The sequence below is a fragment of the Lewinella cohaerens DSM 23179 genome (assembly GCF_000379805.1).
GTDB classification, from domain to species: domain Bacteria; phylum Bacteroidota; class Bacteroidia; order Chitinophagales; family Saprospiraceae; genus Lewinella; species Lewinella cohaerens.
The window spans coordinates 44,501-59,087 of the sequence record NZ_KB903532.1 but is presented as its reverse complement, the minus strand read 5'-3'; the positions used below and the strand labels follow the sequence as shown (position 1 = coordinate 59,087).

General features: G+C 44.6%; 10 protein-coding genes. 2 read left to right on the top strand and 8 right to left on the bottom strand.

Annotated features, from left to right (window positions below; translation table 11 throughout):
• Nucleotides 1–232: 232 nt before the first annotated feature.
• The 3 genes from A3EU_RS0102435 to A3EU_RS0102420 form a co-directional block, all read right to left on the bottom strand.
• Nucleotides 233–736, bottom strand: a complete 504-nt coding sequence (locus A3EU_RS0102435) for a hypothetical protein (RefSeq protein ID WP_020534531.1) — start codon at nt 734–736, stop codon at nt 233–235.
• Nucleotides 737–934: 198 nt separating this feature from the next.
• Nucleotides 935–1,654: a tetratricopeptide repeat protein gene (locus A3EU_RS0102425; protein ID WP_020534529.1), complete on the bottom strand. Its 720-nt coding sequence runs from the start codon at nt 1,652–1,654 to the stop codon at nt 935–937.
• A gap of 3 nt (nt 1,655–1,657) precedes the next feature.
• The gene (locus A3EU_RS0102420; RefSeq protein ID WP_020534528.1) at nt 1,658–2,188 is read right to left on the bottom strand and encodes an RNA polymerase sigma factor; all 531 of its coding nucleotides are present in this window, start codon (nt 2,186–2,188) and stop codon (nt 1,658–1,660) included.
• Nucleotides 2,189–2,296: 108 nt separating this feature from the next.
• On the opposite strand from A3EU_RS0102420, the gene A3EU_RS0102415 reads away from it, so the two are divergent.
• On the top strand, nt 2,297–5,020 hold the full coding sequence (locus A3EU_RS0102415) for a CHAT domain-containing tetratricopeptide repeat protein (RefSeq protein ID WP_020534527.1): 2,724 nt from the start codon (nt 2,297–2,299) through the stop codon (nt 5,018–5,020).
• Nucleotides 5,021–5,162: 142 nt separating this feature from the next.
• On the opposite strand, the gene A3EU_RS32410 is transcribed toward A3EU_RS0102415, so the two are convergent.
• The gene (locus A3EU_RS32410) at nt 5,163–9,908 is read right to left on the bottom strand and encodes a T9SS type A sorting domain-containing protein (RefSeq protein ID WP_020534526.1); all 4,746 of its coding nucleotides are present in this window, start codon (nt 9,906–9,908) and stop codon (nt 5,163–5,165) included.
• Nucleotides 9,909–10,128: 220 nt separating this feature from the next.
• Here A3EU_RS32410 and A3EU_RS0102400 point away from each other — a divergent pair, with 220 nt between their 5' ends.
• Nucleotides 10,129–10,677, top strand: coding sequence for a hypothetical protein (locus A3EU_RS0102400; protein ID WP_020534524.1), 549 nt, complete (start codon nt 10,129–10,131; stop codon nt 10,675–10,677).
• Nucleotides 10,678–11,173: 496 nt separating this feature from the next.
• Here the strand turns inward: A3EU_RS0102400 and A3EU_RS0102395 are convergent, their stop codons facing one another.
• The 4 genes from A3EU_RS0102395 to A3EU_RS0102380 all read right to left on the bottom strand — a co-directional run bounded on the left by A3EU_RS0102395 (nt 11,174) and on the right by A3EU_RS0102380 (nt 14,242).
• Complete coding sequence (locus A3EU_RS0102395; protein ID WP_020534523.1) at nt 11,174–11,713, bottom strand: hypothetical protein; 540 nt, start codon at nt 11,711–11,713, stop codon at nt 11,174–11,176.
• Nucleotides 11,706–12,176 (bottom strand): hypothetical protein, encoded by a 471-nt coding sequence (locus A3EU_RS0102390; RefSeq protein WP_020534522.1) that lies wholly within the window; start codon nt 12,174–12,176, stop codon nt 11,706–11,708. The genes A3EU_RS0102395 and A3EU_RS0102390 overlap by 8 nt, the downstream gene beginning before the upstream one ends.
• Nucleotides 12,177–12,350: 174 nt before the next feature.
• Nucleotides 12,351–12,857: a 1,2-phenylacetyl-CoA epoxidase subunit PaaD gene (gene paaD / locus A3EU_RS0102385; RefSeq protein ID WP_020534521.1), complete on the bottom strand. Its 507-nt coding sequence runs from the start codon at nt 12,855–12,857 to the stop codon at nt 12,351–12,353.
• 356 nt (nt 12,858–13,213) lie between these two features.
• The gene (locus tag A3EU_RS0102380; protein ID WP_020534520.1) at nt 13,214–14,242 is read right to left on the bottom strand and encodes a T9SS type A sorting domain-containing protein; all 1,029 of its coding nucleotides are present in this window, start codon (nt 14,240–14,242) and stop codon (nt 13,214–13,216) included.
• Between the last annotated feature and the right edge of the window lie 345 nt (nt 14,243–14,587).

Genomic DNA, 14,587 nt, shown 5'->3' with positions numbered 1-14,587 from the left:
GCCAAACCCAATAAGCGCCCGCTTCTAAACTGGTGTTCCACACGGTATCGGTGCTGGTATGGCTTGACTACTGCTGATGAAAATGTTAATTGTTCTTTTTTCTAAGAAAGGATTCGTGAGGTAGCTGGTTCGGCTTGCGCCTGAAGAAGAGCTAGAGCTGCAAAGACTGTCAGTAAAATACCCTCTGGTTCATTTTGCTGACATGGAATACTCGACGGTAAATTGACTTTACTTAATTTAGTGTGCCGCTAAATGTTTTGGTTTCGTTGTAAAGATTTACGCCAAAAAGCTTCCATTTTAAAATGCCCTTGGCTTCGAATTCTGCTTTCTGGTTCGATGTATAGCTATTGGTTTGAATCAAGGTGTATTCCCATTCGTAACCACTGATAAACCCTGTTAGGAAGCTGTTGCTTTCGGTTGGAATAAAATCATTTTGGTCGATTGAGTATTTTACGAGCAAATTGATGTCAAAAGTTAAATGATCTTCAAGGACTAATTCTTCAATTTTGGAGGGATTGTTGTTGTCGTAATCTTGCGTGATTTCTATTTGATTAGAATTTTCTTCAAGGCCAGTGGCAGAAAGTAATTGAAAAATACCGACTACCATCACTAAAATAGAAACGACCTTTAATTGAGGGTTAAAAAAACTTTTACCTTTTCTAATGAATCCCGTAATCAGATAAAAAAAGAAGAATAAAACTGCTAGGTTTATTATTGACCAAATCAGGTATATCATAAATTTTTGTTTTTCAGGAAGCTTAGAATATTCCCGCCATGTGTAGGTCTGACAAAGACAGTTTTGATACGCTGGTTATTGTGTGCCTGAGGCAAAGGTACCGCAAAGTCCATTGTGATTTCTGCTGGTCAAAAGGTATTTGTGAGGCTAGTGCTATTTGCAAGTCGTAAGGTGATTGAGGTTGACTTTAATCTATTTCTAGGGTTGTTTTTCTATTTGCTTTAGCAAAAAAACGACCTCTTTGGTTTTATAGCTACTATCCAGTTTTTGCAACTGCAATAAAGAGACTCTTGCTTCTACAAGGTCTCCTTCTCGCAATTGTAGTAAGGCCTGGTACCACCATGCTTGGGCTTGAAATCGAAAAGTGTTGTCTTTCAAGCGATCAAGTTGTTGCTGTGCTGCCGTATAATTTGCTTGTCCCATCAGGCTCAGTGCCAAATAAAAACGTAGCTCAGGATCATCATTGTTGACGATAAGCTGATCTAAGCGTGCTTGAGCTTCGGGATACCTACCCTGCTCATAAGCCGCAAAAGCCTGGCTCAGGCTGTCAGCCGGATCTTGATTACGTACGATTGGGTGGGCCAAGTTAGGGTACGGCTGATAGTAAGTGGCAAAAAGCGTTTCAGGTGCAATCACCTCCGATTGTAGATAATACCAGCTGCCTGTGATTAGCAATAGTATACTTGCTGCTATGGCCATTGGCCACAACCTTCTGCGAGGGTGCGAGACGGGTAGCGCGCCCAATCGTTGTTTTAGTGCTTGCCTTTCAGTGGCAGAAATAGCTAGTTGCAGATCACGGAAATGTTTGATATCCTGTGCCAGTTGCTCATCATTTTCCAGCGCTGTTTCCATTTCCTGTTTTTCAGCACTCGTTAATTGCCCATGCCAGTATTTTCTTATACGTTCATTTTGGTCCATGCGCTAGTTGTTTATCAGCTTACTCAATCGTTTGAGACAGCGCGATTTATGGCTTTTGACCGTGTTGGTGTTCTCATACACTGTTTGTTCAACAATTTCACCAAGACTTAAGCCTCTGTAATAAAAAAGGCGTAAAACCTCCTGACAACTCGGGCTAAGTTTAGCAAAGCCTTCTTTCAGTTGTTCTTGCTCCAGGGATAAGGCCAATGGTTCTTCCGCAGGTACTTCAGCGACTTGCTCCTGAGGCAAAGGCTGGTGTCGTTTTTGTTGACGCAGGCGCTCATAAAATTTGTACCGCCCCATTCCCATTAAATACGACTTAATACTGCTTGTTATCGAACTCGTACCGTTTAGCACTTGCTGATAAAAGGCAATGACCACATCTTGATAAAGATCCAGAGCATCCTCTTGCAGAAGACCTTGTTTTCTGGCAAAGTGCAAGAAATCAGTTTGATTAGCGAGATACACCTCTTCAAGTGCTCGCTTATCATCAGCTCGAATTTTTTGCAATAACTGCTTATCCTTAGGGGACATTTGAATAGTGTCTAAAACTTACCCAAAGGTAAACGCTCTACACAAAAAAAACTGGGCAGATGTTTACTTTTACCAATCCACAGGCACTTGTCTGTAAAAATAGTAGTAGTGCGCGATCTAATCTGTTTAGTTTTGGTCTTCTTGTCTCTTGGCCTTGGCTGGGGCCAAACAGACGAGCAATGGCTTTTAGCGCAAAGCAAATATGAAGAGGGGCGGTATGAAGCCGCTATTCTAACTGTTGACCAATACCTGCTCCGTCACCCTTCACTTAGTGAATTCCGTAAGGCTGAAGTTCTTTACCTAAAAGCTAACGCTAAATATTATTTGGCCGACTACCTCGGCAGTCTTGACTGCTACGACCAGGCTATTGAATATTGCTCCAATGATCCAGCGAGTTTGAATTTACGGGGTATGGCTTTGTTTGATCGCGCGTTCGCTGAGTATGCGTTGAAAGAATACCTACCAGCATACAATTCTACACGTTCTGCTGAAGCCGTTTTATCCAATCTTGTTTCCCCCAATCTAGATTACCTTCTTTCTATTTATGCTGATTTGGCGTTCACGGCAGGAGAACTAGGCTTTTTTACTGAAGCAGAAACTTATATTCAGCGTGGAGAACAACTATTGTATCAACATCGAGATCAGCTGAAACTGCCCGCTGGTTCTGCTCGTAAAGAGGTGACCTTTGCTTATGAACGCGCATTGCTATACGCAAGTTGGAACAAAGAAAAGCAGGCCTTGGATGCTTTACAGCAATTGGATGAATTAGCCAATAAGCAACCCTTTAATCCGGAAGAGCAAATTCGATATGCGGTGTCGCTTAACCAAGTAGCGGATATGTATCTTAACAACCGCTCTTCTTATCCTTCCCCTGTTCAAGAAGCACATCAAATGCTTGATGAGGCATTTATGGCACTAGATACCACAATTTACCCCAGTCACTTTTGGCAGTTTACGTTTAATCGAATTAAAGCATTTCGTTATGCAGGAGACAGGGGTTCTGCCCTCCGTCTTAACCACCAACTCATCAGTGATTGCCCAGATGATGATGAGCGCTTAGCGTTTTTCTGGGCTCAGCGGGGCTTGGTTTACCTGCCGATAGACGCCGATTCTGCGCATCAGGCATTCTTGCAAATGCTAAGTTATATTCATCTAGGACCTGAGCCGCTAACTGAAAATTTTAGCAATTTTGAACCGAGCACTATGCTTAATCATACTGGGTTGTTGGTTGAAATAGCCGACGAAATACTCCAGCGTGAAACATCAGATCCTGATCTAGATGCTCTTGCTGCCAGCTTTTACCGTTTGGGGCTACGCCAATTTCTTAAATGCTTTGATGGAAGAACTTTTAACCCCAAATTGCGATCTTTTTATGAAAAAGCGGTCGGTGGTATACTGCGTACGGGAATGCCGAATACTCCATCTACACAAAGGCAGTTATTAGAACATACTGATAATGTCGAAAATCGCTTAGCATGGCAACGCTTTAGTGGTAACCGAAAACTACGGCAGTTAAGTTGGCCAGATAGTCTCTATAAGCATCAGCTTGAATTGCGACAAGCCATAGTCCTCGCACAACAGCGCAATGACGCGGAGCAAGTACAGGCACTACAAGATGATCTTCGGGGATTGGAGCAGTCACTGGTTACAAATATCACCAGAGTAGGGTACTCGGATTTCGCATTGCTAGATTTACAGAAAAACCTTTCTAGTCAGCAGCTTGTACTGAAGTACAATAGATTTGGAGATCAGCTCTACCTTTTTGGAATAACCCAAAAGGAGGTATGGATTCGCTTGTTGGAGCCTACCTTTGATTGGGAAAAGGAAGTTATGGGCTACCTTAGCGACCTTCGCCAGCTCAAGCCACTTACAGAAAGCTCCATTCGTTTAGGGGAGCTTCTCCTTCCAAACGAAATTGCAGACCACAGCGAACTCTTCATTGTGCCTTGTCAGGAATTGGCAAATTTACCGTTTCATGCTTTATCCTATAAAGCGGATTTTTTGATCAAAAGTCATGCTGTTAGCTATGCTCCACATTTGGTTTTTTTACAAAAATCACTGACTCCTCAAATCGAAAGGGAATCACGGATGCGTTTGGTTTTAGCACCGCAAGAGAGCGGAAAGGGAAAAAGCCAAGCAAATAGAGGTGAGCAACCAATGGCTGTCTATTTAGAAGGAGCAGAAACCGAAGCGACTGTAGTTGCGGGACTTACTTCAGCCACTTTGTTGGCCGGTGAGCAAGGCACTAAAAAAGCACTTTTGGAGATGGCTCCGAACGTGGACTTGCTGCACATTGCGAGCCATGCCGTGTTTGATGGCACTACCCCTAATTTGAGTTACTTGCAGTTGGCGCAAGGCGAAAAACTTTTCCTGGAAGAAGTGTACGGCCTTTCATTGCCCGCAGAGATGGTTGTATTGAGTGCTTGCCAGACGGCTACTTCTGCTAATTATGGACGCAGTGTACACGCTTTTCATAGGGCATTTTTTCAAGCAGGTGTTCCTAGTGTCATCGCGGGTCTATGGGAGTTGCCAGACCAAGCTACAAGTAGTGTAATGGAACATTTTTACCGTTCCTTACAAACAGGGACAAGCAAAGCAAATGCGCTAAGGTCTGCACAGCTTGCGCTAATCGAAGGACAAGATATGGCCTACCAGCACCCATTTTTTTGGGCAGGATTGGTCGTACAGGGTGATGCTGCTCCCATTTTTTCGCAGCATACGAATGATTCAATGGCTGGAAAGCTGCTACTGGCTTTAGTTGTTGTATTTGGTATTGGGTGGGGGATAAGGAAACTGTTTACAAGAAATAACAGGCAAGACCAAAACTTATAACAAAACAATAAATCTAGTCAGTCTCTCCATAGGCTTACCGCTCACATTTCGCCGAAAAGAGCCTCGATATTGTCATAAAGAACAGAATCTGCTGACTTAAACTGAGCTGGACTTTCGGCACTTTACCGAAAGTCCAGCTTGGCTACTGAATCTGTATTTGGAGGACGCTTAAATCTATTTGCCCACTTTCCAGCCGAGCCCAGTACATTCCTGCTGGTAGATGATCGACAGTGATAGTCTTATTCTCCATGTCGGACAAATGCCAACGACCTACCATTTGACCAAGTTGATTGTAAAGAAGGAAGTCACCCTCTATTTGAGAAGGTATCGATAATTTAAGTTGTTCCCTCGTTGGGTTGGGGTAAACAAACCAATCCGTATCCTTGCCTTGGAAGGGCACGTCAATGATTAGGCTATAGCTGATACTTCCGTCGTTATCTTCCTGACGAAGGCGATAGTAGTAGGTCGCTTGTTCAGATGGCAATTCACGGTCATAGAATTCGTAGTACATACGCTGCGAAGTGGTTCCCTGGCCTGCTATCCAACCAATCTCTTCAAATACTCGCCCATCGGTACTTCGTTCTAGGCCAAAACCTCTGTTTTGATATTCCTCTTCTGTAATCCAGTTGAGGCGCACCGCTTGTAGGTCTTGTTGCCCTGTGAACGAGGTCAGCTCAATGGGTAACGCAAAACTACCGCCGTGTAAAAAGAATGCAGAAAAGTGATCAATGAGGATTTCTACATAAAACCCGCTACCCACAAGCCCCACGTTGGTTGGGAAATGTAAAACGGCATTTCCCGTAGCTTCATCGCTACAGTTGGCGCCAGCAAAACGACTTACAACAATATCTGCAAAGCTGTTTACATCGTTTTCATCACCATCATTAGCGGCAAGTAAGGCATCCAATTCTGATTGGGTATAATATAGACGGACACGAACCACACTATTAGGTTGCTGGGCGGGGCTAATGCTAAAATTTCGATCCAGGTATTCAATCCCACCGGCGGCATCGCGAACATTTCCCATGTTTTGATAGTAAGCCGTGGACAATAAACCAAGGGGTTCGCTATCAAAAACAGCTGCAACAAGTTCTCCCTGGTGATTCAAGTGAAGCCAACGATTTGATCCTGTAGAGATCACGGCCTCATCAATATCCAGGCAAGCTCCATTGCTTAAGCTGCTAATTTCCGTAGCCGGAAGGCCATAGACACATATTGTAAATGCCCCTTCAATCGGAGAGAGTGCTTGGCCTGCTACCGAGAAAACCCGAATCAGGTAAGTATCCCCAATGGTTAGTCCATTGGCCATCAAATCCATGCCTTGTGTACAGTCGAGTAGGGTAGAGGCATCGGCGGAAAAGAGTTCTATCCGGTAGTCTCCCCATAGGTAGGCTACTTCAATAGTAGGTGCCGCGGTTGCAGCGACAAACTGATACCAAACATCATCATTAGCGACGGCCATTTGCCCATCACAATCTATGGTAAGCTGTGAAGTGGTGGCTGCGGCAAAAGTGCCTCCCAGCGCGCTTTCACACCATACGGAAGCCTCTTGTATAAGTATTGTAGCATTTGCCCACTCATCATTGGCAGGCGGAGTGTCATCTGTCAGGCATACAGAAAAATTGACGGCCCCAGAGAAATCATCCATGAAGAGGCGAACATAGTAAGTTTCTCCCTGTGTTAAGCCGCTCATGCCCATATTTCCAAAAGCTATATCGGATACGCATCCCAAGCTGTTAAGTGTATTGCAATCACTATCGTAGTACTCAAAGCCAATCGTTGCAAAAGACTCCATGCCAGGTTGTAAGGCATCCTCAATATCCTCGACCAAGAGAAACTGATCATTTGCGGAAGCTACAAATTGATACCATACATCACGGCCAATGGGTGTTTCAAAACAATCAACACCAGTAGCGGTGGCTGATAAGAATGTACCAGACATAGCATGACTACAACCAGCATCCCCAGGCATCAATAAATTTGCGCCAGCACACTCATCATTGGTTGGCGAATCGGGGATAGTCAGGACACATAAAGTGAAATTAGCAGCCACTCCGGCACTACTCATAATGCGCACAAAATAGTGAGTGCCCGGTGTAAGGTCATTGAGTATTGCCGATTGTTCGTTGATACATTCACTTATTGCAACTAAGGCTTCACAACTGCCACTATAAACCTGCATGCGAGGAAAATCCTGACTGTTTAACACCAATGCATGACGTTCATTACTTGCCGTAAAGGTGTACCACACATCCTGAACAGGGTTTGCCTCACAATCGAGGGCACCAGGTGTTACGGCCGCCAGTGTACTTCCCGCTATTGGATCAATGCACTCAAGGTCAGCACTGACGGGAAGTAGTACCGCATTTTCGCACACATCATTATCCGGGGTAGGAGTCCCTGTAAGACAGAGGTCAAAATCAAAATATTCATCAAAAATACTAGCGGATATCCGGAAATAGTACAATTGACCAGGCACGAGCCCCATCAAGGTGTAAGGCATTGTAGCATCATCAAAAGTTGTACATGCTACTTCATTTAGGCTTCCGCAGCTGCCTCCGTAGGCACTCAGTACCAAATGGCCAGTATACGTATTCAAGAGAGGGATAATGTTATTAATCTGCACTTCAACGGTAGGGGTGGTAGCCAGAAACGAAAACCAGATATCAGCACTATTTGCTGCCTGGCAGGCCAAAGGAGAAATACTTGGTGCTGCGCCAATCGTAGAAAAGTGCATGGGAGAACAATCAGCTACTACGGGAACAGTTGTGGCAGCATCACAATCTTCATTCTGTGGGGCAGGGTAGCCTTCGCGGCAAATGGTCAAATCCTCATAGCCCGCGGGCAGTTTTAGCATCACATAATAAGGAGATCCGCTATTTAAACTGCTGAGCAGATGGAAACGTCCGCTAGCACAATAAATACTTTGTAAACTGCCACAATCTCCGCTGAAGACTTCGATGGCGATATCTTCGTCATTCACCTCGGGGGCTATGCTCAAGCCAATACTTTGAACACTGGTGGTAGGAACGAAATAGAACCAAACATCTGCGGCACCGCTCAATTCACAGCTGGTCTGAGTGGTGGTTGCTGTAGCAAAATCATTGTTGAGGCAGTCGGCCAACTCCAGTGCATCTGCACAGGTATTGTTTGGCGGTGGTTCTTGGCTACAATCGGGCAAGAAATCACCAAAAAACAGATCACATTCACTCTCATCGGCCAGTACTTGAATAGTGAAGTTGAGCCCCGCAGGAATAGGCCCAAATACATAGGTTCCTGGCGTGGTGATGGTGAGTGGCGGCAGCGGTTCAGCCTGCGTAACGTCAATCACTTGTAAGCTGCTATTCTCTTTCAAGTCAGCAACGGTAATCAGCAGCTCATAAGCTTCATTACTTCGGCATTGTTCTATTACTGTCACCTCAGGAATGTAACAGGTAGTTTCTCGGTCGAGTAAGCAAAATTCGAAATCCAATGATTCATCGTCAAGGAATTCTCGAACAAAGCGTAGGTAATAAGTAGTTCCTATTTCTAGGTCTATTAGCTGAAGACCTCCACTTGTTTCTATTTGTTCACAGTACAAATTGTTGAGGTTGGCACAATCCACCCCACTAAGTAATTGGACATAATAAGAACCTTCTCCAGTCACGAGCTGTGTGCTAAGGTCGTACTGCGTACTCGCAGCCACAAAACGATACCATACATCTTCCTGCGTGCTACACATATCCAAAGCCGTTTGTGTTTCACTTTCGGTAGCGTAGGAAAAAGTGCCGCTTTCGGACATGTTGCAACTATTACCACTTTGCGGGTTTATTTGCTGAGCGTCGGTACAATTGTCATTATCTGGCGGTGGGGGAGGGGTATAGTTGGCGATGTTCATTTCAAAGGCTATATAGTGCCCGGGCCAATAGGAATAGTCATTGCAACCAAAGGTGGCTACCCAGTCAAAAGTGCTCCAGAACTGAATGCTATAGCTTCCGGAAAAAGAGGGGGTTAGGCTACTGAGCGGTAGGTTGAATTCAACGGTATTGCTAGCCGGAAACATTGTGCTCCAGAGAACCTCATGCTGAACACCATCAGCATTGATTATACTTATACCCAGATAATCATCGTACCATCCAGGTGCGTTGAATGCGAAATTTTGCAAAGAAACCCGAAGCACTGTAGCGGAAATAGGACCATTTTCATCGCCGAATAGTTCTTGCGCTGGATAAATAGGTATGCGATTTCCTCGATGAATCCCGAGTAGATTAGTGCTTGCATTACTGTAGAAATTATGCCAAACAGCCTGTTCTTCCATGCTGGGGGCGTTTCCAAGTGGGTCAGGGCCAGTACTTGGATAGTTACTGAAGGAGATGAAATCTGGGTTGGAAAAAAAGATACTGTCCAGCCCGCCATTGGTAGCTTGTTGTGGAATTATGGATGGAATAACTGGGCAATCTATACACTGTAGCTGAATGTTTTCATCGGGAATATTACGATTAGCAGCAACAGCCGGATCACAGTTATTCGGATTAGCAATCTGGTTGGCCAACTGAGCGGTACCATTGAAACCGCCAAAGGTTGCTGTATTGCCGCTATTAACACCAACAGGATTTCCATTGAGAAACCATTCAACACTCGTACCTACTAGAGAGAAAGCCTCAATAGTAGTTCCATTCATTTCGATATCGACGTATTCTCCCAGGTCGATGCCAGAAGAAGGGCTTTCACAATTAAAACTAGACCTGCTGTCTTGGTCTGGAATCAATACCGGTAGTTCTCGAAATGTAGGAGCCGTCAGGAAATTTACAGGCCCAAATAGATTTTCGAAACTGCATTGCGCAAAAAGTGTCTGGGTACATAAGAGAACAGACATAAAAGAAAGCAATCGCAAAGTGGATAATTTCATAGTGGATAACGCTTAAGTTTATCCACTAGTGACACTCTAGCCTACTAAGTAAACAGGCATTCATCACTTTTTTAAAGTTCTGCTATTTTAATAAAGATTCGATCTTGTAGTACCGAAAAATATTTAGCCCTACCTGTTAACCTTTTGATTTGAGCATACACACTTAGTTGGATAAACACTGGAAGTTCATCCATCATTTGTAAAACGCTAAATCATAACAATGAAACTGTATTTATTTCCCACGTTCCTGGCTGCACTACTCACGTTTGCCTGTGAGCAAAATGACAATACGACAGAAAACCCAAGCCCAACGACCGAATTGCCGGATAAGATAGAGGCCTGTGAGTACTTTACGATTGAGGAGATCGCCGACTTTTGGGGATGGTCAGCCGGTACGGTCAATAATACGCTATTGATGGAATTAGAGGATTATGATCAAAGCAATTGTATGTATTTCATTCCTAGCGACGATAAGTTCTTCGTTAGAACGATTTGGAAAGGTGATGCTGCACAGCAAAATGAAGTGCTGGCCAACCAGTTTATCGGACTCTTGGCGAACGGGGAGGAGTCCTTGACTTATGAGTCGATAAATACAGAGGTTGGAACCGAAAGCATTTTGGGTACTGGCCCTGATCGAGATGATAAAATCATCTACATCTTACGCACTCGTTATGACAATGAATTAGAAGTAATATTGGAAGCTGCCCTGCGTAATACCAGTATCGATGAGGTTCGTGCACAGCTTTTAGAAATTTTGCAGCAGCTTTAAGTTTGTTGCATTTAGCAGATCATCCGAATTGGTTTTTGCGCAAATATTTTGCTGAAAACCAATTCGGGGTTTGTCAAAGAATTATACATTACTCAGCGATAAAAGAACATTGGTTTGGGGGTTACGATATTCTTCGGTGAACCCCTCAATTTTTTCACTCCCTTCTTTTGATAATTGCTAGTTGATCGTAACAATTCTGAGGGAACATTAGTTTCTTCTATTTCATGGAAGAATGATAGAAGATTAAAATTTGAAAACTATAATGGCCAAAACCCTAATCTCTTGTTATTGTCACTTTGTGCTCATCAATATCAAGAACTTTTGCTAGGAGACAGAGGCAGGCTTAGTGCATCTTGGTAAGGTGAACACTATCGTTTTAATTGATTTTTTCGAAATTTTAGTTCGAGTTGAGGCCAACTCAAGCCTAGGCGACGTGCGTAGCGAAGCATGTACGTCCTAGGCAAAGATGGGTGCATCAAATCATTCGTGTTTGCATCTATGTCCTATAGGCAATAGCGGGTGTTACTTTCGTTGCTATTTGTTTTCTCGTCGATTTGTCCTGTACAATTTCGTGTTCCTGTTTTTTAATCATCAATTTCCACCATACTAATGCGGGTACAAGTTTTCCAGAATGTTCTTCTAATTTGTAGATGAACTCTATATTGGGAGATTCGTGGTCATTAATAATTCTACTAAGTTTTGTGTAATGCACATTGAGTTCCTCTGAAAGTTTCTTTTTCGTTCGCTTCAGTATTCTGGTATATTCTTCTAACTGAACACCAAAATTCATATCCTCTTCATATTCTCTATTGACAATATAATCTTCAAGTTGGTAGCGAAATCTTAGCAGATCAGAATAAGTTCTTTGCTGTTCTGTCATTTGAGAGAGCAACTTCATTCTGAATGATTTCAACTCTCTATTTGCTTCTTTTTTTTCTTCAGCCGTTAAGTCTGCTGGAATTAGCATAGAATCGGCTATTTCCTCATCCGTATATTGCTTACGCAATTTTTTATATACTTCTTCATAGTTATTCATCCTTCAGATATTTTTTAATAATAGACTGAGCAACATCTAAAAAGACTACCATGCTCTTACCGGCCATCAGGAAACCAAATTTTTCTTGGTAGTAATTTACTAATCGGGTTTTAGGAGTAAGCGACACAAAGCCATCATATCCCTTTTTAAAGGACATTTCACAGGCAAAACCAATCAAACAACCGGGAATACCATCGATCTGCTTTCCTTTTCCTCTGTATGGTATTGCCGATTCGATCAAATTAATATGGATTCTTAATTCCTCACTCACATCAATTAGTGAAATTAGTCCGAGTAGTTCGGTGCTCCCGGATTTTACAATGGCATACACTTCATTAGCCTGTTCTAAAGACCAATCAAAGTCGAATTTTCTTCCTTCCTTTAGCTTCTTGACCTTAGCACTGCTTAGCCTCTTTATCTTGCCATTGATTTTGTTTCCGGTTTTAGTGTTTACCAGATTCATTTGTTGAGCTTTGGTAATTCACTCACAAAATACTAAAAAATATTTATAAAATCAATAAACATTATTTCAGTTATTACCTATGCTACGAGGTGTATTTGTTCTTTATCAACCCGGAGGGTTGCACCCATCTCCCACTTCACGCATAAGTATACCATCATGCAACTAGAGCCAGCCCTAATGGCACTTGAAATAATCAAAAGGCTCTAGGCAATCTAAGCAACGGTAGAGGGATTTGCAAGCAGTGGAGCCAAACTGCGCGATCATCTCGGTATTGCGACTACTACAGCGAGGGCATTCTACTTTTTTGTCATCCTGAAACAGTGCGTGTTTGTCTACATTGCCGGGCTCAGGGGGAGCGATGCCGTAGGCTTTGAGTTTCTTTTTGCCATTCTCCGTCATCCAGTCCGTCGTCCAGGCGGGCGAGAGTACCGTCGTGATGGTGACCGGATCGTAGCCCGCCTCCTGTAGCACCGCGCGGATGTTGACCTCAATCATATTCATGGCCGGGCAACCAGAATAGGTAGGCGTAATCACGACCTCCAACTGTCCAGATTCATCCAGCCGAACCTCGCGCACAATTCCCAGGTCCGTGATGGTGAGCACCGGTATTTCCGGGTCACTTACTTGTTCAAGGATGTTCCGAACGTCGTTCAAATCAATGGTGTTGGTTGTGTCAGCCATGGTAAGCGTAGTTTATATAAATGAAACGAACAAGTGTTCGGCTTGGTTGCGTGTGTAGGGGGAAATAGTGTTCGTTCCGATATCTCGGAACTCACTGGGGGGGGCTCGCTGGCGCTCTCGGGGAGTACTCGTTTCACTCGCGGGAGGTGCGCGCTGCGCTCGCGGTTTTTTGATCATCAATAAGGTCTGACGATCCTAATATTTAGTAAATGGCCTCCTTCGTTGAGCTTGATACTTCGAGACGTACACTAACCGAGGAACGAAAAAGAGAACAAAAACCGCGAGTTCCGAGGTATCGGAAGAGCACCCCCGCAAGTAAAGCGCGCACTCCGCACCTCGCACTCTACCGCACTCCACTACTCCTTGACCCAAGCCTCTTGCAACACCTTCTTCCCATTGGCCAGATAGCCGCTCAGGTAGTACAGTCCCGCTGGCCATTGGGCCACATTTACACTGCCAGACGACCATGAGCCACGCTGTACAAGCTGGCCTTGAGCGTTGTGGATTTGCCAAAACCCACTGTCGGGCGCGGCTTGCCAGTGCAGGGTATTGCCCACAGGGTTGGGAAAAAGCCGGAAATCAGGGAAAAGGTTGGGCGTTTTTACGTCAGTAGTGAGCTGGCAATCGGTGGGAGCTGGCAAGTCTTCGATGCCAAAGAAGCCTCCTTCATCGGTGCCCGTAAAGGTTACGCTACAGTCAGTACCGACGGTGAAAAACCAGCTGTAGAAATTATCGCAACCATCAAAGCAGTCGTTCCATTCGTAACGAAACTCATAGAGGCGATTACCGGCTTCGTCGGTGCTGTAGTTGATGCGCCCGGCATTGCCGATGATGTAATCGGGCTCTGCATAAGAGGTCCCAGGTACGCTGGTGGTAATGGAATCTGCCAGCGCAAAGAGGTTGAGGTACTGGTCGGTATACAAAACACCAGCCCCAAAGCTGAAGTAGCTTTGCAACGTAAAGTTATAGGTTGTCAATAAATTGTCGAGGATAGCATTGCCGGTGAGGGTAGTGCCCTGGGCCCAAGCCTGAGCGATAGGCGAGTCGGTATCCACACCAACAATGAACCCCAGCAGCGCAGGAGAGCTAAAATTATCATGAACACAGTAGCGGTTGAATACCGAATCGGCTTCGGGCAGCTCGTTGCTCAGATTAAAGATGGCGGCCATGCCCTCCAATATACTGTCCTGTACCGTAGCCGGAATTTCGATAAGCGCATTGTCAGGACTGTTCTGGGCTTGCATCCGTTTGATGGCCATCCCTTTCACGTCTCGGTCGTAGGCATCACGCAGCACGCTGGGGATCGTACAGTCAGAAGGTATTTGTGCCCAGCTGGTGACGGGCAGACAAAGTAGAAGGATAAAGGCAAGTAGATTGAATTTCATTTTTGGTTGTTTTGAATCTGAAAAAATGTTAGCACGAGTTCGTAAATTGTATGGGGCCTCCCTGCGGGCGCTACGTTACGCAGCTCGTTGTTCACTCGGCCCCCGAAAAAACGGGGTCTGGTACCCTACGGTACCACTACTGCACATCGCTAGGCCAAATGAGTGCCTCAAAATACAGCGAATCCCATTCTTCAAGACGCTACTACAACTGCCGATAGTTTGGTAACCCTTGGATTTTGACAGAACAACAAATAATCCCTGTCCTCCGCTGGGGCGGAGGTGTCCGCAGGACGGAGGTGGGAAACAGCCCTCCACTACTAGAGCGCCCTAAGCTGATGCTGGTCA